The organism is Burkholderia sp. AU31652 (assembly GCF_002223155.1).
In the GTDB taxonomy this organism is placed as follows: domain Bacteria; phylum Pseudomonadota; class Gammaproteobacteria; order Burkholderiales; family Burkholderiaceae; genus Burkholderia.
Map to the genome: position 1 here is coordinate 271,451 of NZ_NKFG01000006.1, position 20,120 is coordinate 291,570.

The 20,120-nt window shown below is 67.8% G+C and carries 17 protein-coding genes; 7 read left to right on the forward strand and 10 right to left on the reverse strand.

Annotation, left to right across the window (positions count from 1 at the left end; all coding sequences use genetic code 11):
* The first annotated feature begins 201 nt into the window (after window positions 1-201).
* The 3 genes from CFB40_RS31355 to CFB40_RS31365 all read left to right on the forward strand — a co-directional run bounded on the left by CFB40_RS31355 (window position 202) and on the right by CFB40_RS31365 (window position 4,235).
* The gene (locus CFB40_RS31355) at window positions 202-2,547 is read left to right on the forward strand and encodes a phosphocholine-specific phospholipase C (protein WP_089433486.1); all 2,346 of its coding nucleotides are present in this window, start codon (window positions 202-204) and stop codon (window positions 2,545-2,547) included.
* Window positions 2,548-2,817: 270 nt separating this feature from the next.
* Window positions 2,818-3,087 (forward strand): hypothetical protein, encoded by a 270-nt coding sequence (locus CFB40_RS31360; RefSeq protein WP_089428821.1) that lies wholly within the window; start codon window positions 2,818-2,820, stop codon window positions 3,085-3,087.
* A 152-nt stretch (window positions 3,088-3,239) separates the two neighbouring features.
* Window positions 3,240-4,235: a DedA family protein/thiosulfate sulfurtransferase GlpE gene (locus CFB40_RS31365; RefSeq protein WP_089428820.1), complete on the forward strand. Its 996-nt coding sequence runs from the start codon at window positions 3,240-3,242 to the stop codon at window positions 4,233-4,235.
* A gap of 54 nt (window positions 4,236-4,289) precedes the next feature.
* Here the strand turns inward: CFB40_RS31365 and CFB40_RS31370 are convergent, their stop codons facing one another.
* From CFB40_RS31370 to CFB40_RS31400, 7 genes are all read right to left on the reverse strand, one after another.
* Entirely contained in the window at window positions 4,290-5,750 is a 1,461-nt protein-coding gene (locus CFB40_RS31370) for an OprD family porin (protein WP_039349592.1), read from the reverse strand.
* A gap of 165 nt (window positions 5,751-5,915) precedes the next feature.
* Entirely contained in the window at window positions 5,916-6,935 is a 1,020-nt protein-coding gene (locus CFB40_RS31375) for an ABC transporter ATP-binding protein (protein ID WP_179255115.1), read from the reverse strand.
* On the reverse strand, window positions 6,932-7,924 hold the full coding sequence (locus CFB40_RS31380; RefSeq protein WP_089433488.1) for an ABC transporter ATP-binding protein: 993 nt from the start codon (window positions 7,922-7,924) through the stop codon (window positions 6,932-6,934). The genes CFB40_RS31375 and CFB40_RS31380 overlap by 4 nt, the downstream gene beginning before the upstream one ends.
* 2 nt (window positions 7,925-7,926) lie before the next feature.
* Window positions 7,927-8,829, reverse strand: coding sequence for an ABC transporter permease (locus tag CFB40_RS31385; RefSeq protein WP_089433489.1), 903 nt, complete (start codon window positions 8,827-8,829; stop codon window positions 7,927-7,929).
* 13 nt (window positions 8,830-8,842) lie between these two features.
* Window positions 8,843-9,781, reverse strand: coding sequence for an ABC transporter permease subunit (locus CFB40_RS31390; protein ID WP_089428817.1), 939 nt, complete (start codon window positions 9,779-9,781; stop codon window positions 8,843-8,845).
* 11 nt (window positions 9,782-9,792) lie between these two features.
* Window positions 9,793-11,403, reverse strand: a complete 1,611-nt coding sequence (locus CFB40_RS31395; RefSeq protein ID WP_089428816.1) for a peptide ABC transporter substrate-binding protein — start codon at window positions 11,401-11,403, stop codon at window positions 9,793-9,795.
* A 179-nt stretch (window positions 11,404-11,582) separates the two neighbouring features.
* Window positions 11,583-12,161, reverse strand: coding sequence for a cupin domain-containing protein (locus CFB40_RS31400; protein WP_069252724.1), 579 nt, complete (start codon window positions 12,159-12,161; stop codon window positions 11,583-11,585).
* A gap of 500 nt (window positions 12,162-12,661) precedes the next feature.
* Here CFB40_RS31400 and CFB40_RS31410 point away from each other — a divergent pair, with 500 nt between their 5' ends.
* Together CFB40_RS31410 and CFB40_RS31415 are read left to right on the forward strand one after the other, a co-directional pair.
* Window positions 12,662-14,182: a peptide MFS transporter gene (locus CFB40_RS31410; RefSeq protein ID WP_089428815.1), complete on the forward strand. Its 1,521-nt coding sequence runs from the start codon at window positions 12,662-12,664 to the stop codon at window positions 14,180-14,182.
* Between the two features lie 120 nt (window positions 14,183-14,302).
* Window positions 14,303-14,509, forward strand: a complete 207-nt coding sequence (locus CFB40_RS31415) for a hypothetical protein (RefSeq protein ID WP_089428814.1) — start codon at window positions 14,303-14,305, stop codon at window positions 14,507-14,509.
* Window positions 14,510-14,555: 46 nt separating this feature from the next.
* Here the strand turns inward: CFB40_RS31415 and CFB40_RS31420 are convergent, their stop codons facing one another.
* The 3 genes from CFB40_RS31420 to CFB40_RS31430 form a co-directional block, all read right to left on the reverse strand.
* The gene (locus CFB40_RS31420; protein WP_089433490.1) at window positions 14,556-15,680 is read right to left on the reverse strand and encodes an OpgC domain-containing protein; all 1,125 of its coding nucleotides are present in this window, start codon (window positions 15,678-15,680) and stop codon (window positions 14,556-14,558) included.
* Window positions 15,681-16,077: 397 nt separating this feature from the next.
* Window positions 16,078-16,977, reverse strand: a complete 900-nt coding sequence (gene rarD, locus CFB40_RS31425; RefSeq protein ID WP_089433491.1) for an EamA family transporter RarD — start codon at window positions 16,975-16,977, stop codon at window positions 16,078-16,080.
* Between the two features lie 16 nt (window positions 16,978-16,993).
* Entirely contained in the window at window positions 16,994-17,290 is a 297-nt protein-coding gene (locus CFB40_RS31430; protein WP_069253069.1) for an acylphosphatase, read from the reverse strand.
* A 176-nt stretch (window positions 17,291-17,466) separates the two neighbouring features.
* On the opposite strand from CFB40_RS31430, the gene hpnA reads away from it, so the two are divergent.
* The gene (gene hpnA, locus CFB40_RS31440) at window positions 17,467-18,474 is read left to right on the forward strand and encodes a hopanoid-associated sugar epimerase (RefSeq protein WP_059780150.1); all 1,008 of its coding nucleotides are present in this window, start codon (window positions 17,467-17,469) and stop codon (window positions 18,472-18,474) included.
* A gap of 108 nt (window positions 18,475-18,582) precedes the next feature.
* Window positions 18,583-20,037: a phage tail protein gene (locus CFB40_RS31445; RefSeq protein WP_089433492.1), complete on the forward strand. Its 1,455-nt coding sequence runs from the start codon at window positions 18,583-18,585 to the stop codon at window positions 20,035-20,037.
* Window positions 20,038-20,120: the final 83 nt, after the last annotated feature.

Sequence of the window (20,120 nt, forward strand, 5' to 3'; positions counted from 1 at the left end):
TCACGAGCGCGCGTTGCACGGGATCGCGGCGACGGCCAACGCATCCGCGCGACACCACGCATCGCGCGCGATGCGCGCACCTCCGCCACGCGCGGCCGATGCACTCGAACGCACACGCCGCGCGAATCGTCCCAGGGGGCGATGCACGGGCGCCGCCAGACGAAGTCACGAACGCTCCCATCATCACAGGACCCGAACGCCATGACGTCACGCCGCAAATTCCTTCAGCAAACCGCCACTTCCGGCCTCGCCGCCGCCGCGCTGTCCGCGTTTCCGCCGAGCATCCGCCGCGCGCTCGCGATTCCCGCGTTTCACGAAACGGGGACCATCCAGGACGTGAAGCACGTCGTGCTGCTGATGATGGAGAACCGCGCATTCGACAGCTACTTCGGCACGTTCAAGGGCGTGCGCGGTTACGGCGACCGCTTCGCGGTGCCGTCGCCGAACGGCCGCAACGTGTTCTACCAGACGTACACGAAGCCGACGCCGGCCACCACCGTCACGCCGTATCACCTCGACGCGAGCCAGGGCAACGCGCAGCGCGCCGGCGGCACGCCGCACACGTGGGCCGATGCGCAGGCCGCGTGGGACCATGGCCGGATGAACCGCTGGCCCGACGCGAAGACGCCGCTGTCGATGGGCTACTACGACGCGGCGGAAGTACCGTTCCAGCGCGCGCTCGCCGATGCGTTCACGCTGTGCGACCACTATCACTGCGGGATGCACACGGGCACGATCGCGAACCGCCTGTTCTACTGGAGCGGCACCAACGGCCCGAACGGCATCAGCCCGGCCGACGGCAGCCGCGTGAAGATCGCCGCGCTGAACAACCAGTTCAACGGCGGCAACGACATCGGCCCGTCGAGCCAGGGCTGGACCTGGACCACCTACGCCGACCGGCTGCAGCAGGCCGGCGTGCACTGGAAGGTCTACCAGAGCCTGATCGACAACTTCGGCTGCAACGAGATGATGAGCTTCCGCCACTGGCGCGCGGCGATCGAGCAGATGCCGCCCGCGCGCCGGCCCGCGTACGTCGCGTCGACCGACATCACGCAACCCGTGACGGCGGCCGGCGCGTTCTACGATCCGGCGATCGACGATCCGCTGAGCCCGCTCGCGAAGGGGTTCGGCAACACGATGCCGTACGGCTTCCTCGAATCGTTCCGCGACGACATCCGCAACGGCACGCTGCCCGAGGTGTCGTGGATCATCCCGCCGTCCGTGTACAGCGAACATCCGGGGCCGTCGAGCCCCGCGCAGGGCGGCTGGTACGTGCAGGCCGTGCTCGATGCGCTGACGGCGAACCCGGAGGTATGGAGCAAGACCGTGCTGCTGGTGAACTACGACGAAAACGACGGCTTCTTCGACCACATGCCGTCGCCGGCCGTGCCGTCGCGCAACGCCGACGGCACGCTCGCGGGCGGCCATACGCTGCGGGACGCCGACGTCGCCGCCGAGTACCACGACTTCACGCCGGCCACGTCGAGCCAGCCGGCGATCGACGGCCGTCCGTACGGCCCGGGCCCGCGCGTGCCGATGTGGGTCGTGTCGCCGTGGAGCCGTGGCGGCTGGGTCAACTCGCAGGTGTTCGACCATACGTCGACGCTGCTCTTCCTCGAAAAGCGCTTCGGCGTCGCGGAGCCGCAGATCAGCGCGTACCGCCGCGCGGTGTGCGGCGACCTGACGAGCGCGTTCAACTTCCGCTCGCCGAACAACGAACCGCTGCCGACGCTCGCGGGCCATACGACGAAAAGCCAGGTCGACGCGCTGAGCGCCGCGCAACAGGCCGCGCCGAAGATCGTGCCGCCGGCCGCGCCGTCGCTGCCCGCGCAGGCGACCGGCGTGCGCCCGTCGCGCGCGCTGCCTTACGAACTGCATGCCAGCGCGCGTACCGATGCCGGCACCGGCACGGTCACGCTGAAGTTCGCGAACACGGGCCGCGCCGCCGCCGTGTTTCACGTCTATGACAAGCTGCACCTCGACCGCCTGCCGCGGCGCTACGTCGTCGAACCGGGCAAGACGCTGCACGGCGACTGGGCCGCGCGCGCCGACAACGGCGGTAAATATGACCTGTGGGTGCTGGGCCCGAACGGCTATCACCGCCGCTTCACCGGCGACCTCAGCCGCCTGGCCGGTGCACGTGCGCCGCAGCCGGAGGTTCGCGTCGGCTATGCGGGCGCGAGCGGCAACCTCCACCTGAAGCTGCGCAACCACGGCGGCGGGACGGTGCGCTTCACCGTGAGGTCGAACCAGGTCTACGGGCCGCTGTCCGGACGCGGCGCGCACGACGATCGCGGTCATGGCCACGGCAACGAGGACGGCAACGGCCAGGGTCACGGCCACGGTACCGGTACCACGTGGACGGTCACGGTACGCGCCGGCGACCAGGCCGAGCTGCACTGGAAGCTCGACTCGACCGGCCACTGGTACGACTTCATCGTCACCGCCGACAGCGACGCGAGTTTCTCGCGCCGCGTCGCCGGCCGCGTCGAAACCGGCCGGCACTCGGTCAGCGACCCGGCGATGGGGCTCGCCGACCGCTTCTGATGCCGCCGCGGCGACCCGCGCTGCGCCGCGTGTCGCCGCCCGGGCCGGCCCGGGCGCGAGCGGCGGTCAGGCGCCGGCCGCGGCTGCGCCCGATCCGGCGCAAACGCCCGCCCCGCGCGGCTCAAACATCAGAAGGATCAATGGTTCAGCCCTCAATTCCCCCCAACGAAATTGCTCCGAATTGCGGCCCGTTCGCGTTAAACTGCGCCAAGCTGTATTCAACCAAGACATCTTCGCCACTACGGCATCCACGATACGAGGATAGGTTCGATGCGCACTTCCGGCTCATCCGGGGCAATGACCCTGCTCACCGAACACGACCCGACCGACGGTCGCGAACTGCGCTCGCTCCGGCTCGAAGCAACCGGCGACGGCAAGAGCGTGCTGCTGATCGAGATCGACGAACGCAAGCCCGGCATCCACCGCGAAGTCCGCTACGAGATCACGCCGGCCGAACTGATCGCGGCGATCCGCTCGCACGGCGCCGAGCTCCCCGGCGAAAACCACGGCGCCGCGTCACTCGCCCGCACCTCCTCCTGATTTCGAACGGTGAGCCGCGCGCAACGCGCCGGCTCACCGCGCCCCCTGCCGCCGTCACGCACGTTGCGTTATTCCCGCCGCTGACTTGAAAAAGGCCGATAATCGGCCCATCTGCGTGCTTTCCGCGCGCGTTTCCTTTTCGGCCAGCCGTCATGCTCCTCCGCGACCTCGTCGCCCAATACGGGCCGCTTCTCGTCTTCGTCAACGTGCTCGCGGCGGCCATCGGGCTGCCGGTGCCCGCGATGCCGACGCTCGTGCTGTTCGGCGCGATGTCCGCGATGCATCCGGCGATGATCGGCTCGCAACTGGTCACGGTGGTCGTGCTGTCGGTGCTCGGCGCACTGATCGGCGACACCGTGTGGTACCTCGCCGGCCGGCGCTTCGGCGGCACGACGCTGAAGACGATCTGCCGCCTGTCGCTGTCGCGTGACAGCTGCGTGAAGAAAACCGAACGCTTCTTCGGCCGCTACGGCGTGCGCGTGCTCGCCGTCGCGCGCTTCATTCCGGGGCTGTCGCTCGTGTCGGTGCCGATGGCCGGCGCGTTCGGCACGCGCTATCGCACGTTCCTCGGCTACGACGCGCTCGGCGCCGCGCTGTGGACGATCGTCGGGCTGATGGTCGGGCTGATGTTCGCGCGCCAGATCGACTGGCTGTTCGCCGGTGCGGGCCAGCTCGGCCGCGCGGCGCTGCTGGTGGCCGTCGCGGTGCTGGCCGTGTACGCGACGATCCGCTGGATGCGCCGCCGCGCGCTGATCCGCCAGCTCGCGAGCGCGCGGGTCGGCGTCGACGAGCTCGACGCGATGCTGCGCGATACGTCCGCGCCGGTGGTCCTCGACGTGCGCTCGCCCGAGCACCGCAAGCTCGATCCGTTCACGATTCCCGGCGCGCAGTTCGCCGACGAACGCCAGATCGGCGACATCGTCGCGCGTTATCCGTTCTCGCAGAAGTTCGTCGTGTACTGCTCGTGCCCGAACGAGTTCACGGCCGCGTTGATGGCGAAGCGCCTGCTCGACGCCGGCTTCACCGATGCGCTCGCGCTGCGCGGCGGCCTCGATGCATGGCGCGATACGGGCCGCCAGCTCACGTCGCTCGTGGAAGACATGCCCGCTGCGAACGATCCGGTCGCGGGGCTGCACAAGCCGGCCTGATCGCGTCGATCGAAGGCCGGCCGTGCGAGGCGGGGGCGCCTGCGCCCCCTTCGATCAGAACGCGTGCAGCGGCAGGTTCACGACCAGGCGGTACTCGGTGTTCGTCGCGTCCGAGTAGTGTGCCGAACCGGCGTGCCACATCGCGATGAACGTGACCTTCGTGTCCTTCAGCTTGCCGCTCTGGAACGTGTACGACGGGATGAAGCCGAACTCGTGGTGACGGCCCTGCACCGGCGCGCCGTTGCTCCAGTAGATGCTCGACTTGCTCGGGTCGTTCGCCGCGCCCGCGCTGCCGTCCGCCCCCCAGCCCGTCACGCCCCAGACCATCGCCTTGAAGCCCGGCAGGCCCGCTTCCTTGCCGTAGAACGTGTAACGCAGCTGCAGCGACTTTTCGTGCGGCGCGTTGTAGTCGACGTCCATCGAGTTGGTCAGGAAGATCCCGTTCGTTTCGTTCAGGTAGTCGAAGAACTGGTCGCCGAGCACCTGCTGGAAGCCGAGCAGCAGCTCGTGCGGGCCGTGCTGCGCGGCCAGCGACAGGCTGTAGGCGTTGTTGTTGATCTTGCCTTGCAGCGCGTCGCCCGTGTCGTGCGTCGAGTAGACGTTGCCGAAGCCCGTCCACTTGATCGTCTGCGGGCTGCCGATGCTGTGCTTCACCGACGCGTAGTACTGGTGCCACACGTCGTCGGCCTGGTTCGCGTACAGCGCGATTTCGCCGTTCGGCGAGTAGTCCCACGTGCCGCCGACGTACGACAGGCGGTTGATGCGCGTGCCGCCGTATTGCGTCGTCAGGTTGGTGAGCGTCGTATGACCACGCGCGTCGGTCTTCGTGAAGCTGCCGGCCTCGAGCATCACGTTCTTGAATTCATTGCTGACGAGCGTCGCACCGAGGAACGTCGGCGGCAGCGCGCGGTTGTCGTGCTGCTCCATGAACGGGTTGTCGACGGCCTGCAGACCGTACTTGACCACCGTGTTCGAGATGCGCGCCTTCACGTCGTAGATGCCGGGATAGGCCCAGGCGAGCTGGTTGCCGCCACCGCCGCCCTTCGCGATGTGCACCATGCTGCCCGCGCCCTGGCCGCCGTCGAGCTTCAGCGCCGCATACAGCGATGCGTCGAAACCGATACCGATCAGGCCCGTCGTGTAGCCCGACTCGAAGTTCGCCATCGCGCCCTGGACCCACGCGTGGCGATGCGGCCCGCCCTTGGCGTCGAGCACGTCCGCATAGTTGCGGAACAGGAAGTTGAGATGGCTGTCGGCGATGAAGCCCTTCGACTGCGACTGCGCCGACGGCTCGTCGGGCGGCGTGACGGCCTGGTTCGCCTCGGCGTTGATGACGGCGTTCGGGGTCGTTGCCTGCGCAACGGTCGTGCCCGGTGCGGCCTGCGCGACCGTCAGCGGTGCGGGGGCCGCGTCGTCGGCGTGCGCGACGCCCGTCAGCGAGACACCGGCGAGTGCCGGCAGCCCCCAGGCAAGCAGCATTTTCGATGCCGTCCCGATCGTCTTCTGTTTTTTCATCGTAATTCTCGTCTTGTGTTGATATCGTCCACGCCGGTTGCGATCCGCGCCCGGCCCCCCGGCGCGCCCGATTAAAGACGCGCCTGTACCCGCGGCGCGAAGATCGTTCGCGCCGCACCTACCCCTGTTGACCTGCCTTGGTTATGTTTGCTGCGTCACTTCAGCTCACGCCACACCCGCGCGGATGCACGCGACACGCGCGGCCGACCCCTGCCGAACTTCCGGCAGCGGCACGTCCTGCGCGCACGCGTCGATCGCGACCGGGCAGCGCGTGCGGAACGCGCAGCCGGACGGCGGGTTGAGCGGCGAGGGCATCTCGCCCGCCAGCAGCATCGGACGGCGAGCACGCTCGCGCGCCGGCTCCGGCGTCGGCGCCGCGTCGAGCAGCGCCTTCGTGTACGGGTGCTGCGGCACGCCGTACACGTCATGCCGCGTGCCGAACTCCATCACGCGGCCGAGATACATCACGAGCACACGCTGGCTGATGGCCTTCACCACCGCCAGATCGTGCGCAACGAACAGATAGGACAACGACAGTTCGCGTTGAAGGTCGCGCAGCAGGTTCACGATCTGCGCCTGGATCGACACGTCGAGCGCCGAGACGGGTTCGTCGCAGATCACGAGCTTCGGCTCGCCGATCAGTGCGCGCGCGATGCCGACGCGCTGGCACTGCCCGCCGGAAAATTCGTGCGGATAACGCAGCAGGTGATGCGCGTTCAGGCCGACGCGTTCGAGCATCGTGACCACGCGGCGGCGCACCTCGGTGCGGCCGAGGCCGGCCTGGTGCGTGACGAGCGGCTCCGCGACCACCTGTTCGATCGTCATGCGCGGATCGAGCGACGCGAGCGGATCCTGGAAGATCATCTGCACTTCGCGCCGCATCGTGGTGCCGCGCAGGTGATCGGGCGCCACGGCTTCGCCGCGCCATTTCACCGTGCCGGCCGTCATCGGCACGAGGCCGATCAGCGCGCGCGCGAGCGTCGACTTCCCGCAGCCCGATTCGCCGACGAGCCCGACCGTCTCGCCTCGTTTCACGTCGAACGACACGCCGTCGACGGCGCGCAGCGTCCCCTTCGGCGACCACGGATAGCCGCCGAGCGGCACGCGGAAATGCACTTTCAGACCGTCGACGGACAGCAGCGTGTCGTCCGTCGCGCCGGTATTGCGGCGTTCATTGACGCTCATCGCAGACCTCCCGTCAGATCGGCCACGGGGCGGTGGCACGCGCGCACCGCGCCCACGGCGCCATAGGTTTCGAGCGCGGGGCGCGCCGCGCCGCAGCGTTCTTCCGCATACGTGCAGCGCTTCGCGAACGCGCAGCCGGCCGGCGCGGTGCCGGGCATCGGCGGATTGCCGGGAATCGCGACGAGCGGCGCATCGTCCGCGTCGGTCAGGCGCGGCAGCGCGTTGAGCAGGCCGATCGTGTACGGATGCGACGGCGCCGCGAAGATCGATTCGGCCGGCGCGTATTCGACGGTGCGGCCCGCATACATGACCATCACGTCGTCCGCGAGGCCCGCGACCACGCCCATGTCGTGCGTGATCAGCACGATCGCGGTGCCGCGCTCGCGGTTCAGCTCGCGCAGCAGGTCGATGATCTGCGCCTGCACGGTCACGTCGAGCGCGGTGGTCGGCTCGTCGGCGATCAGGATTTCCGGCTCGGACAGCAGCGCCATCGCGATCATCACGCGCTGGCGCATGCCGCCCGAAAACTCGTGCGGATACATGCGGATGCGGCGTGCTGCATCGGGAATGCGCACCGATTCGAGCGCCTCGATCGCGCGCTTCGTGGCGTCCTTGCGCGACATCTTGCGATGCAGCTGAAGCGTCTCGGTCATCTGCCGCTCGATCGTCAGGAACGGATTGAGCGACGTCATCGGATCCTGGAAGATCATCGCGATCCGGTCGCCGCGTATCTTGTTCAGCGCGCGTGAATCCATCTCGAGGAGGTTGTCGCCGCGATAGCGCGCGGCGCCGGTGGTCGTGCCGTTGCCGGCCAGCAGGCCGAGCATCGCCATCACGGTCTGGCTCTTGCCCGAGCCCGATTCGCCGACGATGCCGAGCGTCTTGCCGGCTTCGAGCGAGAACGACACGCCGCTCACGGCGTCCACCGGCGGCGCGTCCTTGCGCGTGAAGCGCACGCCGAGGTTGTCTACTTCAAGCAGTGCGGCCATCTTCAGCGATCCTTCGGGTCGAGCGCGTCACGCAGGCCATCGCCGACGAAGTTCACGCAGTAAAGCGTCACGCACAGCATGACGGCCGGGGCCAGCAACAGCCACGGCGTCGATTCCAGTTTCTGCGCGCCGTCCTGGATCAGCACGCCCCAGCTCGTCATCGGTTCCTGCACGCCGAGGCCGAGGAACGACAGCACCGATTCGGTCAGCACGATGCCCGGCACCGAGACCGTCGCGTACACGACGACCACGCCGAGCAGGTTCGGCACGATGTGGCGCAGCACGATCGACGCCGGCGTCACGCCGATCGCCCGTGCCGCATCGACGAACTCGCGGCTGCGCAGCGACAGCGTCTGGCCGCGCACGACGCGCGCCATGTCGATCCACGAGAACGCGCTGATGGTCAGCACGACCAGCATGAACGAGCGGCCGAACAGGGTCATCATCAGGATCGCGATCAGCAGGTACGGGATCGCGTACATCATGTCGACGATGCGCATCATCACGGAGTCGACGCGGCCGCCCGCGAAGCCCGCGGTCGCGCCCCATGCGACGCCGAACAGGCCCGACACGAGCGTGCCGAGCAGGCCGACCTCGATCGACACGCGGCCGCCGATCAGCGTGCGCACCAGCAGGTCGCGGCCGAGCTCGTCGGTGCCGAACCAGTGCTGGTTCGTCCAGGTCGGCGGCAGGCTGATCGAGCCCCAGTCGCTTGCCGAAGGATCGGCCGCGAGCAGCCACGGGCCGACGAAACAGGCGAGCGTGATCAGCGCGAGCAGCACGAGGCTGAACACGGCCGCACGGTTGTGAAGGAAGCGCGCCATCGCAAGCGCGAACGGCGAGCGCGAACGCGGCGGCGAGTCGGCCTGCACGGGCAGGCCGACGACGGGAGTAGTCGGAGTCATCGCTGTGCCTCGCTCAATAACGGATGCGCGGATCGAGCCACGCGTACGCGAGGTCGACCAGCAGGTTGAACAGCACCGCGCAGACGGTCGTCAGCACGACGAGGCCGAGCACCAGCGTGTAGTCGCGGTTGATGGCACCGTTCACGACGAGCTGCCCGAGCCCCGGCAGCGCGAACACCGATTCGGTGACGACGGCCGCCGTGATCGACGTGATGCAGACCGTGCCGAACAGCGACACGACCGGCATCAGCGCAGGCTTCAGCGCATGGCGCAGCACGATCGTCGAGCCCGGCAGGCCCTTCGCGCGCGCGGTGCGGATGTAGTTGCTCGACAGCGTCTCGATCATCGAGCCGCGCATCACGCGCGCGAGCAGCGACATGTTGATGAAGGTCAGCAGCACGATCGGCAGCAGCCGGTACTCCCAGCCGCCGTCACCCCAGCCGCCCGCGGGCAGCCAGCCGTTGCCGGACGACGTCTTCAGCAGGATCGCGAAGATCCACACGAGCACGGGGCCGAGCACGAACGGCGGCACGACATTGCCGACGTTGCCGATCAGCATCACGACGCGGTCGATGAAGCTGTCGCGGCGCACCGCCGCGACGGTGCCGAGCAACACGCCGAACACGATCGAGATCGGGATCGACACGCCGCCCACGCCGAGGCTCACGGGCAGCGCCTTCTTCACGAGATCGTTCACCGACCAGTCGACGTAGCGGAACGACGGACCGAGATCGCCATGCAGCAGCGAATCGAGGTACATCAGGTACTGCTTCCACAGCGGCTGATCGAGGTGGTACTTCGCGTTCAGGTTCGCGAGCGTCGCGGCGGACAACTGCTTTTCCGTATCGAACGGACCGCCGGGCGTGAAGTGCAGCAGCAGGTAGCAGACGGTGACGACCGCGAGGATCGTCGGCACCGCCCACAACGTGCGCCTCAATGCGTAGGCCAGCATGATCGCTCCGCTCAGTGCTTGATCAGGTACATGTCCTGCGAAGCACGCATGTCGATCACGTTCTTCAGCGAGTAGCCGCCCACATAGGGCTTCACGAGACGATCGGCCGAGTACTGGAACAGCGGCACCATCGGCGTGTCGCTCAGCGCCATGTCGTGCGCCTGCGTGAGCAGCGCGGCGCGTGCCTTGTCGTCGAGCTTCTGGTTGCCTTCGTCGACGAGCGCGTCGGCCTGCTTGTTGCAGTAGCCGACGGTGTTCTGCGCGCTGCCGCAGCGCAGCAGGTCGAAGAACGTCATCGCGTCGTTGTAGTCGGCGAACCAGCCGTCACGGGCGATCTGCACCTTGCCGTCATGACGCTCCTTCATCAGCACCTTGAACTCGACGTTCTCGAGCTTCGTATTGACGCCGAGCTTGGTGCGCCATTCCGACGCGGCGAACAGCGCGACCTTCTTGTGCAGGTCGTTGGTGTTGTACGTCAGCGTGAATGACAGCGGCTTCGCATCCGAGTAGCCGGCCTGCTTCAGCAGGTTCTTCGCGGTCTCGACGCGCTTGGCCATCGGCCACGACGCCCAATCCGGCGTGAACGGCTGCACGCCCTTCGTGCCGCTCGGCATCAGGCCGTACATCGGCTTCTCGCCGGCCTGCGTGAGCCTTTGCGTCAGCACGTCGCGATCGAGCACCATCGACAGCGCCTGGCGCACGCGCTTGTCCTTCAGCGCCGGATCGCTGTTGTTCAGGTAGTAGTAATAGGTCGCGAGCTGCAGGCCCTGGCGCAGTTCGCCGCCGAACTGCTTGCTGACCTGCTGGAAGATCCCCGACGGGATCGAGTAGCTGTAGTCGATCTGGCCGGCCTGGTACATGCGCATCGCCGTCTCGTCGCTCTCGATCGGCAAGTACGTGACCTTGTTGATCACGACCTTCGGCGCGTTCCAGTACTTCGCATCCTTCGAGATCACGATGCGGTTGTTCGGCTGCCAGTCGACGAGCTGGTATGCGCCGTTGCTGACGATGTTGCCCGGGCGCGTCCATGCGTCGCCGAGCTTCGTCACCGTGTCCTTGTTCACCGGCGCGAGCGGCACCATGGCCGTCAGTTCCGGGAAGAATGCGACCGGCACGTCGGTCGTCACTTCCAGCGTGTACGGATCGATCGCGCGCACGCCGAGCGTCGACGGCGCAGCCTTGCCTGCGATGATGTCCTTCGAGTTCTTCACGAACTCGACGAGGATCGTGTACTTCGAGCCCGTCTTCGGATCGACGAGGCGCTGCCACGAATAGACGAAATCGGCGGCCGTCACCGGCTGGCCGTTGCTCCACTTCGCGTCATGGCGAAGCTTGAAGATCCACGTCGTCGGCGACTTGCGCTCCCACGACAGCGCGACGCCCGGCACGACCTGGCCGGCCGCATCGATGCGGGCCAGCCCTTCGAACAGGTCGAGGCCGATCGTGTTGCCGGTCCACGATTCGATGTGCGCGGGGTCGAGCGACTCGATTTCGGCGGGCACCTGTCGCGTCAGGTCCTGTTGAGGCGCGAGCGCGACGTTCGACGGAACGGTAACGGCGTGGGCGGCAGGCGTCAGGGCGAGCGCGGCCAGCACGGCCGACATGGCATGCAAGGATTTCATCGTGGCAGTCTTGAGAAAGGTTGTTCGGTGAGCGTCGCGCGGCGGATGCCGCGGATTACGCTTGAGACGCTGACGGGCGCAGCGATTGAGGAGGCCCGTGATTCTCGTATTGCATTTTAGTATTCCTTACGTTTCTTTCGACAGGCATTCCGTCTTCGAAACGAAGGAATACCTGTGCGTTAGAACAGCCTCGGTGTACCGACCCAGACCACCACCGACTCGATCTTCGCGGTGTTGACCCAGCTGTGCGGGACCGTCGACTGATAGTGCGAGCTGTCGCCGGCCTGCAGGACGAACGTCTTGCCTTCCAGCGTCAGCGACACTTCCCCTTCAATCACATACAGGAACTCCTCTCCTGCATGTGTCGTCACCTCGGACCGCTTCTGCCCCGGCGGCATCCTCACGAGGATCGCCTCCAGCTGGCGCCCTTCGGATACGTTCGTCAACCGCGCGAACAGGTTCGCCGAATCGGCAAACCCGAAGAAGCGCAACTGCTCGCCTCGGCACACCGAGCGTTCCTCGCTCGGCGTATCCACGAAGTACTGCACCGTCACACCGAGCGCGTGCGCGATACCGGCCAACGATGTCAGCGACGGCGACGCGAGCCCGCGTTCGACTTGAGACAGAAACGGCTTCGAAATCCCCGCGGCGGTAGCGGTGTCGTCGAGCGTGCGCTTGAGTCGTTGGCGCAACGCGCGAATCTTGCTGCCCAGCGCGGCAGCATCTGCAGCCCGCGAGTTTTCAGTGGGGGGAACCATAGCAGGCCGAAAAGTGATCGTCAAAAAATGTTTGATGGAAAATAACTAAGTTAGAACGATATAGCTTAGTCTTCGGGTTCGCCCACGTCTTCGGTGTCAAGCCCGGTGCACTAAACGGGACACGAAGCGAGCGAAACGACGCGCTATCTTGCCAGACTCGCCGGCTTCACAGGCAAGCTGCAAGCGGCTCTCCGGGAATCTTCGGAGGACCTGCACGGAATCTTACAAATAGATGATGAGACGAATGTTCCTGAAAGCTGCTGCCACATTGGGAGTTTCCCTAGGTGGCAGGCACCTGACGCACCGGACCGGCAGCCGTTACCATGCGCGCGCCGGTCGGGGCCCTTCCCCGCCACACCCGGCGGAGTCCGACCCCGGCCCGGGCTAACCGCCCGACTGTTCCATCGCCGTCACGAAGCCTACCCGGCCCATTGTGCATCGGCGCCAGTTCGACCCCAAAGACGACGCGTGATCCGTGCCGTCCGTTTCAAACGAGATTGATGATGCAACCACCCGTTTCACAAACCCGATCGTTCACGACGGTCTTCCTCATCGAAATGTGGGAGCGCTTCGGCTACTACGGCATGGCCGCGCTCCTGGTCCTCTTCATGGTCGACCGGCTCGGTTTCACCGACAGCCATGCGAACCTGACCTGGGGTGCGTTCACCGCACTCGTCTATGCGGCGCCGTCGATCGGCGGCTGGATCGGCGACAAGGTGCTCGGCGCCCGTCGCACGATGATCATCGGCGCGGCCGTGCTGTGCGCCGGCTACCTGATGCTGTCGGTCCCGAATGATCAATTGACGTACATGTACGCGTCGCTCGGCGTGATCGTCGTCGGCAACGGCCTGTTCAAGGCCAACGCGGCCAACCTCGTGCGACGCATCTATGAAGGCGACGACGCGCGCATCGACAGCGCGTTCACGATCTACTACATGGCGGTCAACATCGGCTCGACGGTGTCGATGCTCGCGACGCCGTGGATCAAGGATCACTGGGGCTGGCACGCCGCGTTCGCGGTCTGCTGCGGCGGCATGCTGCTCGCGATCCTCAACTTCATGCTGATGCATCGCACGCTCGCGCACGTCGGCTCGCTGCCGGACGACCAGCCGATCCGCTGGAAGCGCCTCGGCGCGGTCGCGCTGGGCGGGGTCGGGCTCGCGCTGATCACGCTGTACGTGCTGCAGCACAAGCAGCTCGCCGTCGCCAGCGTGTGGACGGCAGCGTTCGCGATCCTCGCGATCTTCGCGTACATGATCGCGAAGTCGGAGCGCTCGGAGCGCGCGGGCCTGATCGCGGCGCTCGTGCTGATCGGCCAGGTGATCCTGTTCTTCATCTTCTACGTGCAGATGTCGACGTCGCTGACGCTGTTCGCGCTGCGCAACGTCGATCCGCGCTTCATGCTGTTCGACACGACGCTGTTCACGTGGAGCGCCGCGCAGTTCCAGGCGCTGAACCCGATCTGGATCATGCTGCTGAGCCCGGTGCTCGTGTGGGTGTACAACGCCGTCGCGAAGAGCGGCCGCGACCTGCCGGTCGCCGCGAAGTACGCGCTCGGCTTCGGCGCAGTGGCCGCCGGCTACCTGGTGTTCACGATCAGCGGCCGCTACGCGGTCGACGGCCGTGTGTCGTCGTGGTTCATGGTGTGGGGCTACGGCCTCTACTCGCTCGGCGAACTGCTGGTGAGCGGCCTCGGCCTCGCGATGATCGCCCGCTACGTGCCGGCGCGCATGAGCGGCTTCATGATGGGTGCGTACTTCGTCGCGACGGGCGTGTCGCAGTATCTGGGCAGCGTCGTCGCGAACTTCGCGCAGATGCCGTCGCACGAACTGCCGGCCACCGAATCGCTGCCGCTGTACCTGTCGCTGTTCGAGAAGCTCGGCTGGCTCGCCGCGATCGGCATGGTGCTCGCGCTGCTGCTGCTGCCGCTGATGAACCGCCTGTCGCGCCAGCACCAGCGTTGTGCGGAAGCGCGCCGCGAAGATGCGCCGCAGGCGCAGGGCGTCGCCACCGCGCAGTAAGTAATATCCCTCGGCGTGCGGCATGCACGCCACATTCTCCCGCCAGGCACGCGAACGCGTCCTACACTGGTTGCAGGAAGCGCATCCGCTTCGCGAGATGCGCACTGGCGGGAGAAGACGATGAAAAGCAAAGCAACGCGGCTCTTGAGGATACTGTCGGACATCCGGCACGCTCAGCGCTGCACCGCGATACGTGCCGCGCGCGCCGCGGCCGAAGCCGACGCGGTACTCGCGGAACGCGACGAGCCGGCGCCCGACGAACGCGACGACGCGGAAGCCGACGACGCCACCTCCGTTCCCCGCTCCCGTATCGACTCACCTCACTGACGCCGCGCGGCACGCTCCGTGCCGCACGCACTGCGTCCCGCGCCGCTCACGCGGCCGCGCCGCGCCACCGCGCGATCCACGATCCCGAGCCGGCCACGGCCATCATCAGCCCGAGCGCGCACGCGTCGGCCACGAGGCCGACGCCGACGTGCCGCAGATCCGCGCTGCGCACGACCGGATGCAGCAGCGAATCGATGACGAGCGAGATCGCCGCGCCCGCGACGAAGCAGATGAGCCCGCGCTGGCCCACGGCCACGACGGGCCGCACACCCTGCGCGATCCGCGCGATCCAGCCGAAGCGCACGCAATCGGCCATCAGCCACGCGATGGCCGCGAAGCTCACGACGCGCGGCAGCGCGAGATCGCGCTTGAACACGCCTTCCGGCAGCGGCAGCCCCGAGAACAGCTTGTAGCTCGCGCAGCCGAGCACGACCGCGCACGCGAGCCCGGTCGCGGCGGCCCCCCAGCGCCCGAGCGCGATGCGCCGGTAGAACGGCTGGCAGCGCGCGAGCACGCCGGCGACGAACATCAGTTGCCACGCGAACGGATTGAAACTCCAGCGGAATCCGTCGGCATCCAGCAACTCGGGGCCGAGCCAGCCCGCCGTCAGCCACGACGCGACGCTGAGCGCAACCAGCAGCCACGGATGCCGGCGCGCGAACGGCACGAGCACCGGCGACGCGAGCGCGAACAGCACGTACATCGGCAGCACCGACGCGAGATAGGGCTGGCGCTGGAACGTCAGCAGCTCGGCTGCGCCCGTGAGCGGTGACGCGAGCATCACGCTAACGTCGTCGAGCGCGAGGTTCGGCGCATCGATCCCGTAGTGATCGAGCACGGCCGACACGACGAGCATCAGCGTCGAGGTCGCGAGAAACGCGCGGTAGATCTGCATCGCGCGGCGCACGAAGCGCTTTTGCGCGGCGCGCGCGCCGTGTCGCTCGGCAATCGCGCCATAGGCGCTCGCGGTCGCGAAGCCGCCGAGAAAGACGAAGACCTCGGCCGCATCGCACAGCGCGAACGCGTGCAGCGTGATGCGCGACAGCACGCTCGCGCCGATGTGATCGACGACGATCATCAACAGCACGATGCCGCGGAAGAAATCGACTTCGATCAGGCGGCCGCCGCGCGACGGTGGAAACGTGGCGGAAGACGGCGGGCTCAACGACATGAGCACACCTGCACGACGGCGGTGCGGTACGCACCGGAGAATGGATCGAGGAGCGGAAGGCGAGCGCGATCAGCGGCGATACGCGTATGCCCGCATCGCACCAACCCGGCCGGCCAGGCACGGAGATGACCGTTCATTGAAAGGCTGCATACGAAGGGAAGTCGGTAAGGCCAGTCTAATGGCCGATCCGGGGAGACCCTAAGTAACAAAGTGCAACCGAATCTTCTGTTCGATTACAGGCGCGAGCCTTGTCGCACAAGGCAGGCAGCGTCGCCAGACTCGCGTCAGCGCGATGCCAGCTTGCGGTCAGCATCGATGGGTTCGACCGCTGCGGCGTGGTGGTTTTGCGATGCGCGACGCGGCACGCCGCATGCAGCCGCCGCGTCGCGATCGACGTTTATCCGCGCGCGGGCAGGCGCCGCATCAGCATCGCGCTGTGCCACGCGGTGAGCGCGACGGCGACCCAGATCGGCCCGTACGTCGCGAGCTTCGCGATGCTCAGCGTCTCGCCGAGCAGCAGCAGCGACACCGCGACGAGCAGCACGGGTTCGACGTAGCCGAGAATCCCGAACAGCGCCATCGGCAGCATCCGGCTCGCCTTCAGGTAGCTCGCGAGCGCGAGCGTGCTGAGCACGCCGAGGCCCGGCAGCAGTGCGGCCCACAGCACCGGGTGGTCGGCCACGTGCGTCGTGCTCGTCACGACCATCGCGAACGCGATCGGGCACAGCAGCACGATCTCGACCGCGAACGCGGCGAGCGAATCGGCGTTGATCCGCCGGCGCAGCACGAAATACGGCGGATAGCCGAGCGCGACGACGAGCGTCGGCCACGCGAACGCGCGCGTCGCCCACACTTCGTGCCCGACGCCGAGCGCCGCGCACGCGACCGCCGCCCATTGCAGCGGATCGAGCCGTTCGTGATAGTAGAAACGGCCGACGAGCACCATCGTCAGCGGCAGCAGGAAATAGCCGAGCGACACTTCGAGCATGCGGCCGTGCAGCGGCGCCCACAGGAACAGCCACAACTGCACGCCGAGCAGCGCGGCGCTCACGGGCAGCGCAATCAGCAGGCGCCAGTCGCGCACGCTGCGCCGCAGGAGGTCGACGAGCGCCGGCCAACGGCCGCGCAGCGCGATCAGCGCGAGCGCGCCCGGCGCGGTCCACAACACGCGCCACGCGAAGATGTCGAGCCCCGTGAGCGGCGCCAGCAGTTTCGCGTAAGCGGACATCAGCGCGAACAGTGTCGACGCCATCACCGACAACACGAGGCCGCGCCCGGCCTCCGGATACCCCGTCATGATCGTTCCGCGCCTCTTATTGCTGCTGGAAGCGCTCGAAGCGTTTCTCGGTCTTGCGTTCCTCGAACGTCACCTCGGTCACGCGCGCGGCCGGCGGGCCGTGGCGCAGCCACGCGAGCATCCGGTCGATCTGCGCGCCGGGGCCCTGGATCATCGCCTCGACGGTGCCGTCCTCGAGATTCGCGACCCAGCCGCGCAGCTTCAGCGCATGCGCCTCGCGCACCGTCGCATGACGGAAGCCGACGCCCTGCACGACGCCGCGCACCCGCACGTAGTAGGTCTCGATCCGTTCGTCCAGTTCATTGCGGCTCATCGCGTCGCCCTCCCGTTGCATTCAAGCCCGGCATTGTAGTCGCGTCGGCCGCTTCGCACACGGGCCGGAGCCGCTTCATGCCCGTCACGGCGTGGCGTCGCCGCCCGCGCCGACCACGTACAATCTCGCCGATGCTCAACCGCCGCGCCGCCCGCGCGCGGCCCTGAAGGAAACGCATGACTGATACCTCCCGCGATCTCGTTCTCGTCACCGGCGCATCCGGCTTCGTCGGCTCGGCCGTCGCGCGCATTGCGCAGCAGAAAGGCTATGCGGTGCGCGTGCTCGTGCGCCCGACCAGCCCGCGCACGAACGTGGCGGATCTCGACGCCGAGATCGTCACCGGCGACATGCGCGACGAGGCGTCGATGCGCGCCGCGCTGCGCGGCGTGCGCTACCTGCTGCACGTGGCAGCCGACTACCGGCTGTGGGCGCCCGATCCCGACGAGATCGAACGCGCGAACCTCGAAGGGGCCGTCGCGACGATGCGCGCGGCGCGCGCGGAAGGCGTCGAGCGGATCGTCTATACGAGCAGCGTCGCGACGCTGAAGGTGACGAGCGCCGGCGATCCCTCCGACGAAAACCGGCCGCTCACGGCCGAGCAGGCGATCGGTGTCTACAAGCGCAGCAAGGTGCTGGCGGAACGCGCGGTCGAGCGGATGATCGCCGACGAAGGGCTGCCGGCGGTGATCGTCAATCCGTCGACGCCGATCGGCCCGCGCGACGTGAAGCCGACGCCGACCGGCCGCATCATCGTCGAAGCCGCGCTCGGCAAGATTCCCGCGTTCGTCGACACGGGGCTGAACCTCGTGCATGTGGACGACGTCGCGCACGGCCACTTCCTCGCGCTCGAGCGCGGCCGGATCGGCGAGCGCTACATCCTCGGCGGCGAGAACCTGCCGCTGCAGCAGATGCTGGCCGACATCGCGCAGATGACGGGCCGCAAGGCGCCGACGATCGCGCTGCCGCGCTGGCCGCTCTACCCGCTCGCGGTCGGTGCGGAAGCGGTCGCGAAGTTCACGAAGAAGGAGCCGTTCGTCACCGTGGACGGGCTGCGGATGTCGAAGAACAAGATGTATTTCACGTCCGCGAAAGCCGAGCGCGAACTCGGCTACCGGGCGCGCCCGTACCGTGAAGGGCTGCGCGATGCGCTCGACTGGTTCGGCGCCGCGGGCTACCTGAAGTAACACAAAGCGGCGGGCTTCACGCCGCTTTGCGCACTTTGTTACACGTCGCGCGCGGCCCGCTACCGGCGCAGCGGTTAAAATCGCGGGTCTTACGCAGAGAAGACACGCATGAACCTGAACGATCAGATCGCTTCGCTCACCGTGGGCGTCGATCAGCTCCTCCACGATCACCACGCCGCACAGCAGGCGGCCCGCAGCGCGGAAGCCTTCGCGCGCGCCGCGGCAGCGGAGGCCCGGGCGGCGGCCGAGCGTCACGCCGCCGCGGAAGCCGAAGCGCAGGCCGCCGCACAACGCCACACGGCAGCAGCAGCCGATGCCGAGGCGGCGCAGCAGCGCCACGCCAGCGCGACCGCCGCGGCCGAAGCCGCCGCCCAGCGTCATACCGATGCCACCGCGCAAGCCGAAGCCGCGTCGCAGCGCCATGCGGAAGCCACCGCGCTGACCGAAGCGCTCGCGCAGCGTCATGCGGATGCCGAAGCGGCGTCGCAGCGCCATGCGGCAGCGATCGCCGAAGCGGAGGCCGCCGCGCAACGCCATCACGCGGCAGCCACCGAAGCCGAGGCGGCCGCGCAGCGCCATGCAGCCGCGACCGTCGAAGCCGAAGCCGCTGCGAAGCGGCACGCGGAAGCGACCGCCGAAGCCGAAGCGGCCACGCAGCGTCTCGCGGCTGCCATCGCCGAAGCCGAAGCCGCCGCGCAGCGCCATACGGCTGCAATCAAGGAAGCCGAAGCGCTCGCGCAGCAGCACACGCAGGCGATCGCGGAAACGCAGGCCGCCGCGCAGCGTCATGCCGAAGCGACCGCCGAGGCCGAAGCCGTCACGCAACGCCATACCGAAGCGATCGCGCAGGCCGAGGCGGCCGCGCAGCGCCACGCCGATGCCACCGCGCAGGCGGAGGCCGTCACGCAGCGTCATGCGGAAGCGATCGCACAAGCCGAAGCGGCCGCGCGGCACCACGCGAAGGCCATCGCCGACGCCGAGGCGCTGGTCGAGGCCGTCGTCAAGGAAGCCGCGACGAGCGCAGTCGCCGCCACGGCCGTTGCAGCCGAAGTCGTCGAACCTGCACCGGCCGGTACGCCGGCGGCGGAACCGGCCGTGATCGCGCCCGCGGCGGCGGCGGCCGAAACGGTGGATGCAACGGCCGACGCCGAAACGGCCACTGTCGCGACGGCGCAAGCCGAAACGCCGGTTGAAGTCGAAGCCGAAGCCGACGTCGCCACCACCCCGGCCCCGTCCGACAAAGCGACGCTGCACGTGTCGCGCCCGACGCAGAACGAACTCACGCTGACCATCAACGGCGAATCGATCACGCTGCATCCGGAACAACTGGGCCAGCTGATCGAGGAACTCGCGCATGCGCGCGCATCGATGCAGCCGGAGCCGCCGCCCGGCATCCCGGCCGGCTGGCGCTTCGTGACGACGAAGAACCCGATGATGGCCGTGCAGAAGCAGTCGAATGGCGACCGCCTGCTGGTGGCCCGCCACACGGGCTACGGCTGGGTGCCGTTCACGTTCTCGCCGGACGTCGTGGTTCAGATGTACATGATGCTGACGCAGCGCTGAGTACCGGCACGCCACAGCGCCGAACAGGCACCGTCCCAAACGAAACAGCCCGACCGGTTTCCACCGATCGGGCTGTTTTGCGT